Here is an 18,411-nt window from a genome sequence, read left to right on the forward strand (position 1 = left end):
CTGAGCAGGGATAACCGGCGGTCGTACCTTTCGGCCGCCGCGTCGGACGATCGGTGCCGCACGGACGACGATCGTCCATCGGGACCGCCCTGTATCGACTCTGACCGGATGCTGCGAGCTCGTGTAAGACTCGCCGCATCCCATGGAGCGAGGCTCTCCGCTCTTCCGCCTCCGGGAGGAACCCACAATGAGGAAGCTCAGCCGCTCCACCGTCGTCGGGGTGGCCGGTGTGGCGTTGGCAGCCGCTGTCCTCCAGCAACCTGCCAGCGCGGCACGTGTCGCGAACGACGGTGCAACCCAGGCCTCGGCGAGCGCCGCGGCTCACCGGCCGGACAACCGTCCCGGCCCCCGCACCAAGCAGTGGATCGAGAAGCGCAAGGCCGCGCTCGCGAAGGTCGCGCGCGGCGAGGCGGAGATCGACGCCAACGGCAACGTCACGGTGGACGCCGCGACGAACAACGTCGTCGAGGTCGAGTTCGAGAAGACCGACAAGATCTTCACTATTCTCTCCGAGTTCGGGACGCAGAGCGTGGGCCGGTACGGCACCGCGCCCGGCCCCCTGCACAACCAGATCCCTCAGCCCGACCGGTCTGTGGACAACTCCACCACCTGGGCCCCGGACTTCAACACCGCCCACTACGAGGAGCTCTTCAACGGCTCGGGCGAGTCGATGAAGCGCTTCTACGAGGACCTCTCCTCCGGCAAGTACTCGGTGACCAACACGGTCAGTGACTGGGTGAAGGTCCCCTACAACGAGTCCTACTACGGCGACAACGCCATCGAGGACTTCGGCGGCTCGTGGGCGTTCATCCAGGACACCGGCAACGCCTGGTACCAGAAGGCGCTCAGCTCCATGACGGCGGACCAGATCAACGCCTACCTGGCGCAGTTCGACGTCTGGGACCGTTACGACTTCGACAACGACGGCAACTTCGACGAGCCGGACGGGTACATCGACCACTTCCAGGCGGTCCACGCCGGTCAGGGCGAGGACGCGGGCGGCGGCGCGCAGGGCGCCGACGCCATCTGGTCGCACCGCTGGTACGTCAACCAGACCGACTACGGCCTGACCGGCCCGAACGTCGGCGGCCAGGCGAACCTGTCCGGCGGCGCCCGGATCGGCAACTCGAACTACTGGCTCGGCGACTACACCACCGAGCCGGAGAACGGCGGGCTCGGCGTCTTCGCTCACGAGTTCGGCCACGACCTCGGGCTGCCGGACTACTACGACACGGCCGGCGGCGAGAACGGCACCGCCTTCTGGACGCTGATGAGCTCGGGCTCGTGGCTGGGGCACGGCGCCGCGGCGAACGAGGGCATCGGCACCACGCCGGGCCTCATGGGCCCCGAGGAGAAGCTGTTCCTCGGCTGGCTCGACCACCGCGACGTCGACCTCGGCCAGAGCGGCACGGTCCTGCTGGATCCGGCCCAGGACGCCAACGCCGCCAACGCGCAGGCCATCAAGGTCAACCTGCCGTCGAAGACGACGTCGAAGACGTACACGACGCCCACGTCGGGCCAGTACGCCTGGTGGACCGACAGCGCCGACCACCTGAACGAGTCGCTCGCCCACGCCGTGCCGGCCGCGTCCCGGGTCACCGTGACGACGAAGGCCTGGTACGACATCGAGTCCGGCTACGACTTCCTGTACGGCGAGTACTCGACCGACGGCGGCGTCACCTGGGTGCGCGCCGGCCAGGCGATCACCGGTTCCTCCAGCGGGAAGTGGACCACGCTCCGCTTCTCGTACGACGCGAACGGCGCGGCGACGCAGTTCCGGTTCCGGTACCAGACGGACGGCGGCGTCCACTTCGCCGGAGCGTTCCTCGACGACATCGTCGCCAAGTCCGGCGGCACGACGCTGTTCACCGACGACGCCGAGCAGGCCGGCGGGTGGACCGCAACGGGTCTGTGGAAGCGCGCCACCGGCACGGTGACGACGACCGCCGACACGTACTACCTGCTCGAGAACCGGCAGTACGTCGGCTACGACGACACCCTGCGCACCGGCCCCTACCAGTACAGCTTCCCCTACACCGCGCCGGACAAGGTCGAGTTCTTCTCCTTCCGGCCGGGCATGCTGGTCTGGTTCGTCGACCACACGGTCGAGGACAACAACACCTCGGAGCACCCGGGGACGGGCCTCTCGCTGCCGGTGGACGCGCGGCCCGCGCCGTTCAGCTACCCCGACGGGACCCGGCCGAGCAACCGCCGCCAGCCGTTCGACGCGACCTTCGGGCTCCAGCCCGTGCCGGAGATGTGCCTGCACAAGGAGGTGCTGGCGGGCAGCGGAAAGTCCCAGACCGTCCAGCTGCTGAACGCGTGCGCTCCGGCCAACGCCGGCATCCCGACGTTCGACGACAGCGACCCGGCGGCGTACTACAGCACCGAGAACCCGCAGAACAGCGTCAAGTTGGCCGGCCACGGTGTGACGGCCACGGTCACGGCGCAGTCGGGCAACGTCCTGACCGTCAGCGTGGTGAACCCGCCGGCCGGCTCGTGAACCGGTAGGCGCGCCGACGCGTCGAGACGAGCGGAGGGCCGGGAGTCGACTCCCGGCCCTCCGCAGGTTCCACGGGCGTCGTCAAGGGGCCAAGAACTGCTGGCTCGTCGGTGGTCGGCGCCTCGCGAGAACCGCCACTCGTTATCGGTCGGCGGCCGCCTCTCTGAGGTGTTACCAGCTCGTTCCGAATCGCAATCATGGATTCGTGGTCGATCTCGCTCCTCCGCCACGAACCCCACGGCTCGGCTGCCGGCGGTGGGAAGAGCCGGTCCGCCCTTCGGACCGCGGGGTCACCGGGCGTCGTCCGGAGCGCGTACCCTCGGCCGGGTGATCCGCAGGACGGCGCGTGCCTCGCTGGCGGCGCTGACCGTGGTCGCCGTCGGCGTCGGGCTGGCCGGCTGCGCTGCCGGACCGACCGACCCGGCGCCGGTCTGGCGCGGGGCCACGACGGGTCCGACGCCGCCCGCCACCGGCGCCGCGACGCCGCCGGCCGCTTCGGTCGAGGTGCGGCTGGCGTTCGCCGGTGACGTCCACTTCACCGGCCGAACCCTGCGCCTGCTCGACGACCCGGAGACGGCCTTCGGGCCGATCGCGTCGACGCTGCGCGACGCCGACGTCACGCTTGTCAACCTCGAGACGGCGGTGACCGACCGAGGCACGCCCGAGCCGAAGACGTACCACTTCCGGGCGCCGGAGACCGCCTTCGCGGCGCTGCGCGCGGCCGGGGTCGACGCGGTGTCGATCGCCAACAACCACATCCTCGACTACGGCCGGCAGGGTCTCGCCGACACCCTCGACGCCGCGGCGGAGGCCCGGTACCCGGTGTTCGGCGCGGGCCGCGACGCCGACGCGGCGTACGCGCCCTGGCTGACCACGGTTCGAGGGCTGCGGATCGCGGTGCTCGGCATGTCACAGGTGCATGACTTGGCCGGGTCGTGGCGAGCGACGGACACCCGATCGGGGGTGGCGATGGCGTTCGATCCCGCCCGGGCCACGGCCGCGGTGCGGTCGGCGCGGGAGCGGGCCGACCTGGTGATCGTCTTCATGCACTGGGGCGTGGAGGGCAACTCGTGCCCGAGCGGGGAGATGAAGACGTTCGCCGGAAGGCTGTCCGAGGCCGGCGCCGACATCGTGGTCGGTACGCACGCGCACACGCTGCTGGCCGACGGCTGGCTGGGCCGGACCTACGTGCACTACGGACTGGGCAACTTCCTCTGGTACGCCACGTCGCACAGCACGGACTCCGGTGTGCTGAAGCTGGTCGTCCGCGGCCGGACGGTGGTGAACAGTCGGTTTGTCCCGGCGACGGTCTCCGCCAGCGGTCAGCCGGTGCCGGCCACCGGGGCTGGCAAGCAGCGCATCCTCGGCAAGCTCGCCACCGCACAGCGGTGCACCGGCTTGGCGGCCAAGCGCCCCGGATAGCGCGGCGGGCGGCCCTCGCCGTCCAACTGGTCAGCAGCTCCCATGGCAGCTACGGACGGGTGTCAACCGGGCCGGCCGCTGGTGCGGGGGCGACGTCGCGCGGCGGTTGCGGCGTCGGGCGGGCCCGGGCACGCACCAGGTGGTGCAGCACCACCAGGGGAGCCACGCCGGCCGGGTACCAGGCCAGGTCGACGGGGTCGAACTGCACACCGAGCGCCAGCCTGGCCGCCAGGCTCCGCGCCGACAGTTCGGCCGGCACCCCGGTCAGCTGCGCGCACTCCACCACCCAGCAGAACACGATGGCGAGCGTCCCGGCCGGCACCGGCGCCATCCGGGGCCGCAGGAACAGCACCCCGGCCCAGACCATCGACGCGTACAGCGCGGTGCCGGAGTACTGCCGCAGCGCCCCGTCGTCGACGGCGCGGATCAGCAGGGCGAGGCCCAGGAACAGCAGCGCGGCCAGCGGCATGAGCAGCCGCACCGTACGGGCCATGATCGGCATTCTCGCGAACGTACCACCTGGCTCCGCCGTACCTCGACAAGCGGGCCGATGCGCCGGTGTGGGTGGCTTATGGTGAAGCCGGAGCGGCCATGGTGGCGAGATGCTGATGCGAGGCGCGCCCCGACCAGAGCCGTAGGGCCTTCACGTTTGCGGTTGAAGGATGGACCCCATGACAGCACGAACATCCGCTCGCGCCGGAGCGCTCGTCGTTCCGAGCGGGAGCCAGCGGCACCCCGGCTACCGCTGACATGGACTGGGCCGGATGGGGTCTGTTCGGGTTGGTCGCCACCGCGGCGCTCACCGCGGCGTTGATCAGTGCCCAACTGGCCGGCCTCACCCGTCTCGACCTTCCCCTGGTGCTCGGGACCCTGGTCACAGAGGATCCCGACCGGGCCCGCGTGGTCGGATTCTTCATGCACCTCTGCGCGGGTCAGGGCTTCGCCCTCGGCTACGCGGCCACGTTCGCCGTGCTGCACCGGGCCACCTGGTGGATCGGGGCGCTACTCGGGCTGCTGCACGTCGGCATCGCGTTGACGGTGCTCCTTCCGCTCCTGCCGGGTGTCCACCCACGCATGGCCTCGCAGCGGGCGGGCCTGACCAGCACGGCCGTGTTGGAGCCGCCCGGCCTGTTCGCCGTCAACTACGGCGTGCAGACTCCCGCGGTCGCGGTCGTCATCCACATCATCTACGGCATCGTCCTCGGACTCCTCCTCCAGGCCGACTGACCCGTGGTCGCCGACTCGTGGGGGAACGGTAGTCATGACTGATGGAATCGACCTGGCTTCCTCCCGGCGGCCGCCACCGATCAGCGAGTACGGGCTGCTGGGCGACACCCGCACCGCCGCCCTTGTGGCCGGTGACGGCGGGATCGACTGGATGTGTGTGCCGCGCTTCGACGGCGAGCCGCTGTTCGGCCGGCTGGTCGGTGGCCCGGAGGGGGGAACGTTCCGGGTCGGACCGGCCCAGCGGGGGACGGTCGTCGACCGATGCTACCGGCAGCACACCGCCACCCTGGAGACGACCTGGGCAGGGGGCGGCGGCCGGCTCACCCTCATCGAGGGCATGGTGACCGAGATCAGCGGGCGGCTGCTGCCGACGACACTGCTGGTGCGGCGGCTGTCCGCCGAGCAGGAGGCGGTCGAGGCCGTCGTGGAGTTCGACCCCCGCCTCGGCGCCCTGCACCGCCGGCCCCGGATCCACCACCGTCGCCAGGCCCTGGTCTGTGCATGGGGGTCGGTCGCGGTCTCCCTGTCGAGTGCACCCGAGCTCGCCATCGAGACCGGCCGGTCCACCCCGATCACGGTCCGGCCCGGCAACCCGGTCACCCTCGTCCTGGCCGTGGCCCACCGCGAACCGCTGATTCACGTCGAGCCGGCGACGGCCTGGGACCTGCTCGTCGAGGACGAGAACCGGTGGCGGGACTGGACCGCCGAGATCGACCCGTCGCTGCCGTTCCGCGAGGCCGTCGTACGCAGCCTGCTCACCATGCGGCTGCTGACCTACTCACCCTCGCAGGCTCCGGTCGCTGCGCCCACGACGTCGTTGCCCGAGGACCCCGGCGGGATACGCAACTGGGACTACCGCTACGTCTGGCCCCGGGACGCCAGCATCGGCGTCAGCGCCTTCTTGGGCGTCGGCAAGGCCAGGGAGGCCCACGGCTTCCTCGCCTGGCTGCTGCACGCCAGCCGGCTGCAGCGGCCACGCCTGCCCGCACTGCTTACCCTGCACGGCCGCCACGTGCCGGCGGAACGCGACCTGCCCGGCTGGCCCGGCTACCTCGCCAGCGTCCCGGTACGGATCGGCAACGGCGCCGCCGGCCAGCACCAGCTCGACGGCTACGGCTGGGTGGTCGACGCGGCGTGGGCGTTCGCGCAGGCCGGACAGCGCCTCTACAGCGAGACGTGGCGGGCGGTGCGCGGCTTCGCCGACGTGGTCGCCCGGTGCTGGCAGGAGCCCGACGCCGGCATCTGGGAGGTCCGCGAACCGGCTCAGCACGTCCATTCCAAGCTCATGGGCTGGCTCGCCCTGGACCGCGCCCTGCGCATCGCCGACACCCATCCGCTGCCGGACCGCCAGCGCCGGCGCTGGCAGGAGGCACGGGACGCGATCGCCGCCGAGGTCCGCACGCGCGGCTTCGACCCCGAGGCGGGCTGCTACATGCGCGGCTACGGCACCCAGGACCTGGATGCCGCCCTGCTCGTCCTTCCGCTGCTCGACCTGGACAGCGCCGACTCGCCCCGGGTGCGGGGCACCATCGACGCCGTCCGGGACCGGCTCTCCGCCGGCGGTCCGCTGATCTACCGCTACCCGCCGGGCCGCGACGGCTTCCCTGGCAGGGAAGGCGCGTTCCTGCCCTGCTCCTTTTGGCTCGTGCAGGCCCTGGCCCGCACCGGGCGTCGCCGCGAGGCCGTCGCGCTGTTCCAGACCCTGCTCGACCACGCCAGCCCGCTCGGCCTCTACGCCGAGGAGATGGACCCCGCGACCGGCGCCCACCTCGGCAACTACCCCCAGACGCTGACCCACGCCGCGCTCGTCCAGGCCGCACTCGCCATCCGGGACGCCCCCACCAGCGGTGCGGTGCCTGACTGACCGAGGGAGCGCCCGCGGCCGCTTGCACCACACCTTGGACATGCTCGACCAGTTGGGCGCGGCGCCGTGGGCGGCGCGGGCGCGGGGCGAACTGGAAGCACTGGCCTGCGCGCCCCGCAACCCGCGGCGTCGGCCGCCGCCGACCTCACCCCGCAGGAACTGCAGATCGCCCGGCTCGCCGGCACGGAAATGCCCAACCGGGGCGGCGCAGCTGTTCCTCAGCCCCCAAGACGGTCGCGAACCACCCCTACAAGGCGTACCCGAAGCTCGGGGTCACCAGCCGCACCGAGCTGGCCGCTCTGGCGTTGTGACCAGCCCGGCGTTACCGATCAGAGGCCGTCAGGACTGATCGCCTTCGCCACCTCGCTCAGGTCATTGTTCAGCTGGTGATCGCGCCCGGGTAGCAGGTGCAGCTGTGCCTGCGGGATGGCGCGGGCGTACAGGTCGGCATGCGACGGTGGGGCAGTCTCGTCCCGGAGCCCATGAAACACATGCACCGGCACGCCTTGTGGCAGCCTCGAGCCGAGGTCGTGCGCCAACTCGAACTCGTCGCCGGGCCAGCCGCCGGCACCGACGAACGGTGCGGCGACCAGCACGATCGCTTCGAGTTCCGGTTCCGGTGGCCGCTCGGTGAGCGCGTTGACGAGGATCGTCGCGCCCACCGAATGGCCGACGACGACCGCCCCGTCGTCCAGCGCGGTCATCTCACGCCGGATGGCCGCGCTCCACCGGGCGTAGCTCGGGTCGTCTTCGTTCGGCATGCCCGGGTAGCGGACGTCGTACCCGTTCCCCAGTTCTCGCCTCAGGCTGTCGCACAGCTTGTCGTCCCACTCGTCGTGCGCGCCCGCGCCGCCGCCCTGAATGAACAGGATCTGCCGGGTCTCTGCCATGACGATCCACCTTCGCGCTTTCCTGGAGTGCGTGCGAGGGGTCAGCTGGCTGTGGTCGGGGCGGTTGTTCTGCGCGTCGTGGCGCATCATGATCGGACGATGCGGGACAGCGTGTTCCGATGGTAGTCAGCACATGCTGGGCCCTGCACGCCGTGGCGTCGCTTGCTGCGGCATGTCTGCTCTGGGCCTTCAGCGTTCCCAGGCTTCTCCTTACTCCTGGTGCTCGGCGCGGCTCCCGTGCTCTGTCTGACCGGTGCTGCCTGGGCTGTCTGGGTGGTGACGTTCGGGATACGGCGGCAATGGTCCTGGTCGTTCCTGCCGGCTCCGATGATCGTCGTGCGCGCGGTGGCGCTGCTCGGCACGGGAGCACCGCTGCAGGCCCGCTGCGCCCCACGCCGCGTGCCGGTGCGACGGGCGAGGGCCCGCCGTTGGGTGGCGCCGCCTGACCGACCGGGATCAGGGTCGGTCGCGGTCGCGAACGATCAGTAACGACGCGATCTGGGCGCCGATCTACGACGACGCGCTGATGACCGAGCCGCTGACGCCCCCGCCCAGGGTGTTACGAGGCGCGCGGCAGCGCGAGCCAGTCCTGCCAACTGATGTCACGGCCCAGATAACGGGGCTGCTGGAAGGGCCAGTCGGCCGCGATCCAGCGCGGTACCAGCGCGTCGAACGCGCGCTCCACCTCCCCGCCGACGAGGTCGTCCACCACCCACCAGGAGACCTCGCCGTCGGAGCCGACGCGCTCGGGCGGGTCGATGTAGACGCACCCGAGGATCCTGGTTTCCTCCTCGTCCAGCAGCGCGTAGTTGAACGACTGGTGCGCGGCGATCTCCTTTTCGTGCCGCAGCAGGTCGATGCGGTTCTGTTCGTAGGTCATCGTCTCCGGCGGCCACGCCCAGGCCGGACCGAAGATCTTCCACAAGCGCTCTCGGGAACCCATCACGGCGGGGTAGTCGAGCGGGCTGTCCGCCTCCCGGATCGGCCGCAGGTGAAGGGTGGTGTCGGGCACCGGCACGTGGACGGGGTGGACGAAGTCGTCAGGCAGCCAACTCATTGGGCCGAGGCTACAACCGGTGGTTCCGGGGGTGTTGCAGGAGGCTGGGGCGCCGACCGCGACCATGCGGCTTCGCCACGATGGACCTCAGTTCCCCCCGGGCGCTTGGTCCTTGACGTCGGCATAGCCGGCCTTCGCGACCGACGTGGATCACACCGATAAGCATCGAGTATTTAGGTGCTCACCCCGCAAAGCGTTCGGGCTGTTCATGCTGGCCGATCCCGGATAGGGTCCCCGCCATCGTCTCAGGCAGGAGGTTTCCGGTGGTCAGGAAGCGTGCGCTTCGCGTTGTCGTCGGTCTCGCCGCACTCTCACTCGCCGTCGCCGGCTGCGGCCGCTCGACCAGCGGCCAGACGCCGCAGGCCGGTGCCTCCGCCTCGGCCGCCGCCGACGCCAAGGCGGCCGACCTGGTCCCGGCCGCCCTCAAGGAAAAGGGCGTCCTGCGGGTCGCCACCGCCGAGGGCTACCCGCCGATGGAGATGTACAAGGAGGGGACCCAGGAGCTGACCGGCGTGGACCCGGAGCTGGCGGCGGCGATCGCCGGGCGGCTCGGCCTGAAGCTGGAGATGACCAACGCCAGCTTCCCCGGCCTGATCCCGGGTCTGCAGGCCGACCGGTGGGACCTGGCGATGTCCTCGATGAGCGACACCGAGGAGCGCCGCAAGGCCGTCGACTTCGTCGACTACTTCCAGGCCGGTGGCGCCATCATGGTGGCCAAGGGCAACCCGGCCGGGGTGAAGGACCTGGCGGACCTGTGCGGCCGGGCCGTGGTGCTGGCCAAGGGCAGCTCCAACCTCGCCATCGGCGAGAAGCAGAACGCTTCGTGCGCCAAGAAGATGACCATCTCGCAGAGCGAGGACGCCCCGACCGGCCTGCTGCAGATCGACGCCGGGCGGGCGGTGGCCACCATCGTCGACTACCCGGTGGCCAAGATGCTGGCCACGCAGAGCGGCAAGTACGAGGTGCTGGAGGCCCAGTACGAGGCCGGCCCGTGGGGCATCGCGATCGACAAGAAGGACAGCCAGCTGCGGGACGCCGTCCAGCGGGCCCTGCAGGAGCTGATCGACTCGGGCGAGTACACCAAGCTCCTGGAGAAGTGGGGCGTGCAGGGCAGCGGTGTGCAGGCCGCGACGGTCAACGACCAGAAGTGAGCACACCGGTGGATACGACCGCCACGGGCCCGGCCTCGGCCGGGCCCGCCGGCCCGGCGTCGCCGGAGGTGAACCGGATCAGTCACCCGCTGCGGCCGGGGCGCTGGCTGGCCGCCGGGGTGACCGCCCTGGTCCTGGCCTGGCTGGCCTGGACCATCGCGATCAACCCGAACCTGCACTGGGACATCGTCGTCGAGTATCAGTTCGACCGGGTCATCCTCGAAGGGCTCTGGGTCACCGTCCAGCTCACGGTCGCGTCCATGGCGATCGGTGTGGTGCTCGGCGTCGTCGTGGCGCTGATGCAGGTCTCCGACAGCCGCGTCCTGCGCGCCGGCGCCATGGCCTACGTGTGGTTCTTCCGCGGCACGCCCCTGCTGGTGCAGCTGATTTTCTGGTTCAACATCGCGCTGATCTTCCCCGAGGTCGGGCTGGGCGTGCCGTTCGGCGGCCCGAAGCTGATGACCTGGGAGACGAACACCTTGGTCACCGGATTCGTCGCGGCGCTGCTCGGGCTCAGCATCAACGAGGGTGCCTACATGAGCGAGATCGTTCGGGCCGGCCTGCGCGCGGTCGACCCGGGCCAGCAGGAGGCCGCCGCGGCCCTGGGCATGTCCCGCACGAAGATCATGCGGCGGGTGGTGCTGCCGCAGGCGATGCGGATCATCGTCCCGCCGACCGGCAACCAGTTCATTTCCATGCTGAAGACCACCTCGCTCGTCTCGGTGATCGCCGGCGCCGACCTGCTCACCGTCGCCCAGCGGCTCTACCTGACCAACTTCGAGGTGATCGCCCTGCTGATCGTCGCGTCCCTGTGGTACCTGGTCCTGACCACCGTCGCCAGCATCGGCCAGTACTACCTGGAACGCCGGTTCAGCCGCGGCTTCGGCGCCACCGCGCCGGGAACACTGCGCGGGCGGATCGGCCGCAACCTGCGCTTCACCGGGAGCGCCCGATGACCCCGCCGATGGTGCAGTGTCGCTCCCTGCGTAAGAGCTTCGGCCGGCTGGAGGTGCTGCGCGGCATCGACCTGACCATCGAACGAGGCCGGGTCGTCTGCGTGGTCGGCCCGTCCGGCTCCGGCAAGTCCACCCTGCTGCGCTGCGTCAACCACCTAGAGGAGCCGCAGGCGGGCCGGGTCTACGTCGACGGCGAACTGATTGGCTACACCGAGCGCGGCGGCCGGCTACGGCCCCTGCCGGACGCCCTGCTGCGCCGCCAGCGCGAGTCGATCGGCATGGTCTTCCAGCGCTTCCACCTGTTCCCGCACCGCACCGCCCTGGAGAACGTGATGGAGGGCCTGGTCGCGGTGAAGGGCGTCCCGACCGCCGACGCGCGGCGGCGCGCCGGCGAACTGCTCGACCGGGTGGGGCTGGCCGACCGCGCGCACCACTATCCGGCGCACCTGTCCGGCGGCCAGCAGCAGCGGGTGGCCATCGCCCGCTCGCTGGCCATGTCGCCGAAGCTCATGCTCTTCGACGAGCCGACCTCGGCGCTCGACCCGGAACTGGTCGGCGAGGTGCTGGAGGTGATGAAGGACCTCGCCGCGAGCGGCATGACCATGATCGTGGTCACCCACGAGATGGGCTTCGCCCGCGAGGTCGGCGACGACCTCGTCTTCATGGACGAAGGCCTCGTCGTCGAGCAGGGTCCACCCCGCGAGGTGCTCGCCGCGCCACGGCACGACCGCACCCGCGCCTTCCTGTCCAAGGTGCTCTGATGGCCCGGCTGGACCTGCTGGTCACCGGCGGCGATGTGGTCGACGGCACCGGCTCGCCGTCCCGCCCCGCGGACGTCGGCGTCCGCGACGGACGGCTCGTGCTGCTGCCTCCGGGCAGCCGTACGTCCGCCGCCGAGGTCATCGACGCGACGGGGCTGGTCGTCACGCCGGGCTTCATCGACGTGCATACCCACTCCGACCTGCTCGCCGGGGACGACGAGCAGCGGGAGGTGCTGCGCCGGGCCCCGCTGCTGCAGGGCGTCACCACGGAGATCTGCGGCAACTGCGGCATCAGCCCCTTCCCGGTCCCGCCCCAGCGCGCCGAACCGGTGCGGGAACTGATCGCCGCGACGTTTGGGCCACCCGCGTCGGCGTACAGGTCGTTCGCCGAGTTCGCCGACGCCCAGGGCGTGGCCCGACGCAACCACCTCGCCGCCCTCGTCGGCCACGGCACGCTGCGCGCCGCCTTGGTCGGCTTCGCCCAGCGGCGGGCCACCCCCGCGGAGATCCAGGCGATGTGCCAGCTGCTCGACCAGGCCCTAGCTGCCGGCGCGGCCGGCCTGTCGACCGGCCTGATCTACTCCCCGGGCGTCAACGCCGGCACCGACGAGGTCATCGCGCTGGCCCGGGTCGCGGCCGCACACAGCAAGCCGTACGTGACCCACCTGCGTGACGAGATGTCCCAGGTCGAATCCGCACTCGAGGAGGCCATCGAGATCGCCACCGCGGCCGGGTCGGCGCTGCAGGTCTCCCATCACAAGACCGCGGGCCGGCGTGCCTGGGGCGCCACTGTCCGCACCCTCGCCCGACTCGAACAGGCGCGCGCCGACGGCCTCGATGTCACCTGCGACGTCTACCCGTACACCGCCGGCAGCACAGCCCTGCACGCGATGTTGCCGCCGTGGCTGATCGCCGACGGGGTGCCGGCGATGCTCACCGCCGCCGCCGACCCGGCGGTCCGCGACCGGATCCGCCACGACCTGGTCGCCGGCGTGCCCGGCTGGGAGAACACCGTCGGCAACGGCGGCTGGGACCTGATCCGCGTCGCGTCCGCCCCGAACAACCCCGACGCGCAGGGACAGACCATCGCCGACCTGGCCGCCGCGCGCGGTGTCGACCCGGTCGACTGCGCCTGCGACCTGCTCGCCGCCGAACACGGCGACGTCACCATCCTCAGCCACTCCATGCACGAGGACGACGTACGCCGGGTGCTGGCCAGCCCGCTGACCATGCTGTGCTCCGACGGCGTACCGAAGGGGGGCCGTCCCCACCCGCGGTGGGCGGGCAGCTTCGCCCGGGTGCTCGGGCACTACGTTCGTGAGGTGGGACTGCTGGAGCTGGCGGGGGCGGTGCACAAGATGACCGGGATGCCCGCGGCCCGCTTCGGCCTCCGCGACCGCGGGCTGCTCGCCGACGGATACGCCGCCGACCTCGTGGTCCTCGACCCGCAGACAGTCGCCGACGGCGCCACCTACGACGATCCGCTGGCCCCACCACACGGCGTGCGGTGCGTGCTGGTCGGCGGCCGGGTCGTCGTGGACGGCGGCGAGGTCACCGACGCGCGGCCGGGCCGGGTGCTGGCCGTACCGGATCGGCAGCGCGCCGTGCCGGGGCCGCGATGAGCCCGGCGGTGCGAATCGGGGCGATGGTGCGGCGGCTGGACGACGGCCGCACCCACGTGAGCGACCCCGACCAGGTCCTGCCGCTGGCCAGCGTCGGCAAGGTGCTGCTCCTCGGCGAGGTCGCCCGGCGCCTCGCCGATGGGACGCTCGCCGCGGGCCAGCAGGTGGAACTGCTCGACACCGACCGGGAGGTCGGCGGCACCGGCCTGCTCGGCCAACTGTCGCCCCGGTGGTGGACGGTCACCGACCTGGCCACCGCGGTCGCCACGGTCAGCGACAACGCCGCCACCAACGCGCTGCTGCGGCTGGTGACCCTGGACGCCGTGCGGGACCTGGCCCGCGGCGCCGGACTGTGGGACACCACCGTGCACGACCGGATCCGCGCCGAGCGCGGCCCCGGCGTACCGGAAACCTTCGCCACCGGCACCGCCCGCGAACTCTGCGCCTTCCTCGCCGACGTGGCGAAGGGGACCTGGCACAGCCCGCAGGCGTGTGAACTGCTGCGCGGCTGGCTCGCCGGGAACACCGACCGCACGATGGTCGCCGACTCGATCGGCCACGACCCCTGGTCAGGCGACGGCGTCCGGGTGGAGAACAAGACCGGCACCGACACCGGGGTACGCGCCGACACCGGCATCGTGTCCGGCCGGCACACCGTCGTCTACGCCGTGATCGCCGCGTTCGCGCCGGGGGAGGAGCGGGCCGCCGTCGCCGAGCTTCGCCGCTGGGGTGCAACAGTTGACCGGCTCGGCGGACCCCACCGCTCCGACAACTCCTGACTCAGCGCCGCCGCCGCGTCGCGCAGCCGCTCGACGAACCTGCCGACCACGGGGTTCGGGTTGCCGGAACGCATCGCCACGCCGATCTCCCGGTACAGCTTGGCGTGCGCGAGCTGCCGCACCGCCACCTCCCCGGGGTTGCGCAGGCCGAGCGACGGCACCAGCGCCACCCCGACACCGGCCCGGACCAGGCCCAGCACCACCTCGTAATGGTCGCTGCGGCAGCGGATCCGCGGCGCGAAGCCCTCCGCTCGCGCCGCCAGCTCCAGCACCGACACCTCGCCCTGCACGCCGAGCGTGGTGATCCACGGTTCGGCGGCAAGATCGGCGAGCCGTAGGCGCCGCCGGCGGGCGAGCGGATGATCCGGAGGAAGCACCACCAGCTGCGGGTCCACCATCAGCGGCTCGACCTTCGCGTACGGCGACTCCTGCGCCGGGCTCAGCGGATGGTCGAAGACCACCACCAGGTCCAGCTCACCCTGATGCAGGCGGGGCAGCAGCTCGTGCGGCTGCCCCAGGATCAGCGCCAGCTCGACCTGCGGATGCTCCCGGGTGAAGCTCGACAGCGCGCGCGGCAGCAGTTCGGTGCCAGCGGTGGCGAAGAACCCGATCCGCAGCATCCCCTGGCGGCCCTCGCCGTGTGCGGACAGCTCGTCGCGGGCCGCCGACATCAGATCGGAGATCTGCTGCGCGTAGTCCGCAAGGCGCTGGCCCGCGACGGTGAGCCGCAGGCTCCGCGGCCCCCGGTCCACCAGCGCCACCCCGGCCTCCTGCTCCAACGCGGCGAGCTGGTGGGAGACCGCGGACGGGCTCAGCGCAAGCCGCTCCGCGGCGGCGACGATGGTGCCGTGGCGGGCGATCTCCAGGATGACCTGCAGGCGTGCGGTGTTGAACATCTGCGGGTTGCCTCCCTGCTCAGGACCCGGCACCGCCTTCCCAGGAAGCGGTGGCCACACCGTAGCGCCTCTTGCCGGTGTATGCCCTACGCCTCCCGAGGTGGTGAAGTGGCCGGCTGGACGGCTGACCAGTGGGTGAAGGGCTCTCCGCGACCCCTTCGGGCATCGCCGTTCCCGGGATCGCCGGTGCCGCCCGTGCCGCCGACCACACCGGTGGGGCGACGGTCACCTCGGACATGCCCGGTTCTTCGCTTTGACCGCACCCGTTCTGGTGCACGTCATCGGTCCAACCTGCCTCCTGAAAGCGTTCCAATCGCCCCCGGCTTCCGCCCCCGGCCCGGCTGGCACCGCACCGTCGAACGGTTGCCGGGCTCGCCGCCGCCCTGTCGGACCTGTGGATGACGCTGTTCTATCCGGGAATCGGAAACGCGTTCGGTTATCCCGACGGCGCCGCGCGGCGCCGAGGGCGGCAGTCATCGCTCACCGGGCCACCACGACGGAAAGATCGCGCGGTAGCGGGGTATGAGGCCGATGGCGAGCCTCCGGCCGGGCCGGTGCCCGTAGCCTGTCCTCAGGCGAGGACGGTGCGGAGGTCCGGAGGACGTCGATGGTGACCGAAGGCGGCGCCGACACGGCGGCTCCGACCCCACGGGACCCCGGCCGCCCCGCGTTCCTGGAACTCTTCTTCGACCTGACGTACGTCTTCGCGATGATCTCCCTGGTCAAGACGCTCGCCGACGACGTGAGCTGGACCGGCGCCGCCCAGACGCTGGTCCTGCTACTCGCGTTCACCCTGGTCTGGGCGGTGACCGCGTGGGCCGCTGACACCCTGGACCTGACGCGGCCCGCGGTCCAGGTGCAGTTCATCGGGGTGGCGGCCGGAAGCCTGCTGCTGGCGGCCGCGGCACCCGACGCCTACGACGGGCGCGGCCTGCTCTTCGCGATCACCTACCTGGCGATCCACCTCGGTTCGAGCACCTACTACCTCCTGCTCGTGCCGAGCGCGGCCGAGCCGCGTCGCAGCGGCAGGATCTTGTTCTGGTACAGCATCGCCGCCGTCGGCTGGATCGGCGGCGCGCTGGCCACCGGCCACACCCGCCTCCTGCTCTGGGCGGCGACCGTCGCCATGGAGTACGTCGCCGCCTCGCTCGGCTGGCCGCTGCCGAAGCTCGGGCGGTCCCAGCCGCAGGAGTGGCGGCTGGTCGGCGAGCGGGTGGCCGAGCGGTACCGGCAGTTCGTCATCATCGCGCTCGGCGCGTCCATCTTCGTCATCGGGACGACCTTCACCGTGAGCGACTACACCATGGGCCGGGCGTGGGCGCTCCTGGTGGTGTTCACGATCGTGGTGCTGGCCTGGCGGATCTACATCTACCGGGCCGGCGAGCTGCTGACCGAGGCCATCGCGCGATCGACGAACCCGTCACTGCTCACGCAGTCCGCCGCGGTCACTCACCTGATCATGGTGGCGGGCATCGGCGGCATGGCGGTCACGAGCCACCTCATCGTGACGCGTCCCTTCGGAGAGACGCCGCCCTCGTACGCTGCGGTCATCCTCGGCGGGCCCGCGCTGTTCCTGGTCGGCCGCGCGGCGCTGGACTACACGGTCTTCGGTCGGATATCCCGGTCCCGGCTGGCCGGGCTGGTCCTGCTGGCCGGAGCGGCGCCGGCCGCGGGCCTGCTGCCGCCGGTCGTGGTAGCGCTGCTCGCCATGAGCATCCTGGCCCTGGTCGCTGCGGCGAATCTGGTGAGCACCCACCGGCGCGCCCGCGTGCCGATGCCACCGGCGCTCGGATGACCCTCACCCGGCCGGCACGGTGACCCGGACCGGCCGCGCGTGTGCGGGCAGCGTCTCCCAGGCCAGGATGAGCAGCAGCACCAGATTCGCCACGACCAGGATCGCGAGCGGCGGAAGCAGCGCCATCACGGGGCCGATGACACACAGCGCCACGATCCCCAACGCCCGGGACCAGAGGACCTGTCCGGTGACCACAGCGTCGAACAGACAACTCCCGAGCAGGAACAGCGCCGGCCCGCCCAGGATGGCGGCGATCCAGGCGGCCGGTGCCGCACCGAACGGCTGGTCGATGACCAGCGAGACGCTGGTCGACACCACCAGCACCCCCGCCACCATCACCAGGTGGCTGTACGAGGTGGAGGTGCCGGGCCGGACCCGCTCCACCACCATGACGGCCGGCGGTGCCAGCATCTGCCGCACCCGGTGGAAGTAGAGCTGGAAGAGCACGACAGCGCTGGCGAACCCGACGAAACTCGCGGCCACCCGGCCGGCCTGGAAGCCGCTGCCGGCCAGCCCCATGCCGCAGCTCAGGATCAGCTCGCCGAGGGCGATGATGAAGATCTCTCGATGCCGCTCGGACAGGTGGGTGCCGGTGAAGATCTGACTGGCCAGTTCGGTGCGACCAAGTTTCGGCGTCGGCCAGCCCAACCGGGCCGACCCGAGGTCGACCGCCACCGCGACCGACCAGAGCAGCAGCCGGGCCGTTCCGTGGACGAACACCCCGGCCACCCACGGCAGCGCCGTGACGCCGAACCAGAAGAACACCCGGATGCTCCGGGCCTGGATCGGGGGATTCACTCGCGTACCGGGAATGAGGACGGCGTCCCGGACGAGATGGATGCCGAAGTACGCCGCGACGAGCAGCCAGCCGTAATCGGCGAAGGCGTACGGCACCGCGATCGCCATCAACAGGGTGCCGAACATGACCGCCAGGACCGTGGCCTGGATGACCGGCAGCCGCGGATTGAACAGATCGGTGAGCCACGCGGTCAGTACCCACACCCACCAGGCGGCCATCAACAGGACGGCGGTCTGGGCGGCGCCCCGGACGGTGAGGTCCTCGGCCAGCCCCGCCGAGAGTCTGGAGAGCATGAAGATGTAGACCAGGTCGAAGAAGAGCTCCAGGAACGTCGGATAGTCAGGCTCGCCGCGCCGGCGAAGGATCCGGGGGAGCGGGCTGGGCCTCACGCGTCTGCCTCCTCTGGCACGCCCCTCGGGGAGCGGAGGCACGTTTCTTTCGCCAACCTACAAAAGCGGGGGTCGCCGGAGAGCGAAAAACGAAGGAGCAGGGCGGAAGCTATCCACCGGTCATCGGCCGGACACCCCCGACCGTCGGCGATGCAGTCCCATGGATGGCCGCCACGAGATGGCGGGGTAGGCGATCAGACCAGCCAGTCCGTCCTTACGGCTCTTCTCGTCGCCGCCGGTGATGTCGTCCAGGCCGTCCAGGGCACTCATGCCTTCGCGCCGGCGAGCGGGTGGTCGTAG

General features: G+C 71.3%; 16 protein-coding genes. 10 read left to right on the forward strand and 6 right to left on the reverse strand.

The window, feature by feature from the left end:
• The first annotated feature begins 187 nt into the window (after nt 1-187).
• Both ACW0Q9_RS12355 and ACW0Q9_RS12360 read left to right on the forward strand, forming a co-directional pair.
• Nucleotides 188-2,503 carry an immune inhibitor A domain-containing protein gene (locus ACW0Q9_RS12355; protein ID WP_456180722.1) on the forward strand — a complete coding sequence of 772 codons (2,316 nt, stop codon included), beginning with the start codon at nt 188-190 and terminating at the stop codon, nt 2,501-2,503.
• Between the two features lie 327 nt (nt 2,504-2,830).
• Nucleotides 2,831-3,925 carry a CapA family protein gene (locus ACW0Q9_RS12360; RefSeq protein WP_456180724.1) on the forward strand — a complete coding sequence of 365 codons (1,095 nt, stop codon included), beginning with the start codon at nt 2,831-2,833 and terminating at the stop codon, nt 3,923-3,925.
• 49 nt (nt 3,926-3,974) lie between these two features.
• Here ACW0Q9_RS12360 and ACW0Q9_RS12365 read toward each other — a convergent pair whose 3' ends face one another.
• Nucleotides 3,975-4,418: a ribosomal maturation YjgA family protein gene (locus tag ACW0Q9_RS12365; RefSeq protein WP_456180726.1), complete on the reverse strand. Its 444-nt coding sequence runs from the start codon at nt 4,416-4,418 to the stop codon at nt 3,975-3,977.
• 257 nt (nt 4,419-4,675) lie between these two features.
• Here ACW0Q9_RS12365 and ACW0Q9_RS12370 point away from each other — a divergent pair, with 257 nt between their 5' ends.
• Complete coding sequence (locus ACW0Q9_RS12370; RefSeq protein WP_456180728.1) at nt 4,676-5,152, forward strand: hypothetical protein; 477 nt, start codon at nt 4,676-4,678, stop codon at nt 5,150-5,152.
• Nucleotides 5,153-5,186: 34 nt separating this feature from the next.
• The gene (locus tag ACW0Q9_RS12375; protein ID WP_456180730.1) at nt 5,187-7,016 is read left to right on the forward strand and encodes a glycoside hydrolase family 15 protein; all 1,830 of its coding nucleotides are present in this window, start codon (nt 5,187-5,189) and stop codon (nt 7,014-7,016) included.
• A gap of 329 nt (nt 7,017-7,345) precedes the next feature.
• Here the strand turns inward: ACW0Q9_RS12375 and ACW0Q9_RS12380 are convergent, their stop codons facing one another.
• Both ACW0Q9_RS12380 and ACW0Q9_RS12385 read right to left on the reverse strand, forming a co-directional pair.
• Complete coding sequence (locus ACW0Q9_RS12380) at nt 7,346-7,906, reverse strand: alpha/beta fold hydrolase (RefSeq protein ID WP_456180732.1); 561 nt, start codon at nt 7,904-7,906, stop codon at nt 7,346-7,348.
• 559 nt (nt 7,907-8,465) lie between these two features.
• The gene (locus ACW0Q9_RS12385) at nt 8,466-8,963 is read right to left on the reverse strand and encodes an N-acetyltransferase (RefSeq protein WP_456180734.1); all 498 of its coding nucleotides are present in this window, start codon (nt 8,961-8,963) and stop codon (nt 8,466-8,468) included.
• Nucleotides 8,964-9,226: 263 nt separating this feature from the next.
• Here ACW0Q9_RS12385 and ACW0Q9_RS12390 point away from each other — a divergent pair, with 263 nt between their 5' ends.
• From ACW0Q9_RS12390 to ACW0Q9_RS12410, 5 genes are read left to right on the forward strand one after another with little or no spacing between them, the layout of a single operon-like run.
• The gene (locus tag ACW0Q9_RS12390) at nt 9,227-10,114 is read left to right on the forward strand and encodes an ABC transporter substrate-binding protein (protein WP_456180736.1); all 888 of its coding nucleotides are present in this window, start codon (nt 9,227-9,229) and stop codon (nt 10,112-10,114) included.
• Nucleotides 10,111-11,070, forward strand: coding sequence for an amino acid ABC transporter permease (locus ACW0Q9_RS12395; RefSeq protein ID WP_456180738.1), 960 nt, complete (start codon nt 10,111-10,113; stop codon nt 11,068-11,070). The genes ACW0Q9_RS12390 and ACW0Q9_RS12395 overlap by 4 nt, the downstream gene beginning before the upstream one ends.
• Nucleotides 11,067-11,831, forward strand: a complete 765-nt coding sequence (locus tag ACW0Q9_RS12400; protein WP_456180740.1) for an amino acid ABC transporter ATP-binding protein — start codon at nt 11,067-11,069, stop codon at nt 11,829-11,831. Before ACW0Q9_RS12395 ends, ACW0Q9_RS12400 begins: the two co-directional genes overlap by 4 nt.
• On the forward strand, nt 11,831-13,453 hold the full coding sequence (locus ACW0Q9_RS12405) for an N-acyl-D-amino-acid deacylase family protein (protein WP_456180742.1): 1,623 nt from the start codon (nt 11,831-11,833) through the stop codon (nt 13,451-13,453). Before ACW0Q9_RS12400 ends, ACW0Q9_RS12405 begins: the two co-directional genes overlap by 1 nt.
• Nucleotides 13,454-13,461: 8 nt before the next feature.
• The gene (locus ACW0Q9_RS12410; RefSeq protein WP_456180744.1) at nt 13,462-14,232 is read left to right on the forward strand and encodes a serine hydrolase; all 771 of its coding nucleotides are present in this window, start codon (nt 13,462-13,464) and stop codon (nt 14,230-14,232) included.
• Here ACW0Q9_RS12410 and ACW0Q9_RS12415 read toward each other — a convergent pair.
• Entirely contained in the window at nt 14,115-15,128 is a 1,014-nt protein-coding gene (locus ACW0Q9_RS12415; protein WP_456180746.1) for a LysR family transcriptional regulator, read from the reverse strand. The genes ACW0Q9_RS12410 and ACW0Q9_RS12415 overlap by 118 nt on opposite strands.
• A gap of 607 nt (nt 15,129-15,735) precedes the next feature.
• On the opposite strand from ACW0Q9_RS12415, the gene ACW0Q9_RS12420 reads away from it, so the two are divergent.
• On the forward strand, nt 15,736-16,923 hold the full coding sequence (locus tag ACW0Q9_RS12420) for a low temperature requirement protein A (protein WP_456180748.1): 1,188 nt from the start codon (nt 15,736-15,738) through the stop codon (nt 16,921-16,923).
• A 3-nt stretch (nt 16,924-16,926) separates the two neighbouring features.
• On the opposite strand, the gene ACW0Q9_RS12425 is transcribed toward ACW0Q9_RS12420, so the two are convergent.
• Nucleotides 16,927-18,111 (reverse strand): low temperature requirement protein A, encoded by a 1,185-nt coding sequence (locus ACW0Q9_RS12425; RefSeq protein ID WP_456180750.1) that lies wholly within the window; start codon nt 18,109-18,111, stop codon nt 16,927-16,929.
• A gap of 120 nt (nt 18,112-18,231) precedes the next feature.
• Nucleotides 18,232-18,411: hypothetical protein (locus ACW0Q9_RS12430; RefSeq protein ID WP_456180752.1), on the reverse strand; the 180-nt coding region annotated here is incomplete at its 5' end.

The organism is Micromonospora sp. I033 (assembly GCF_053890995.1).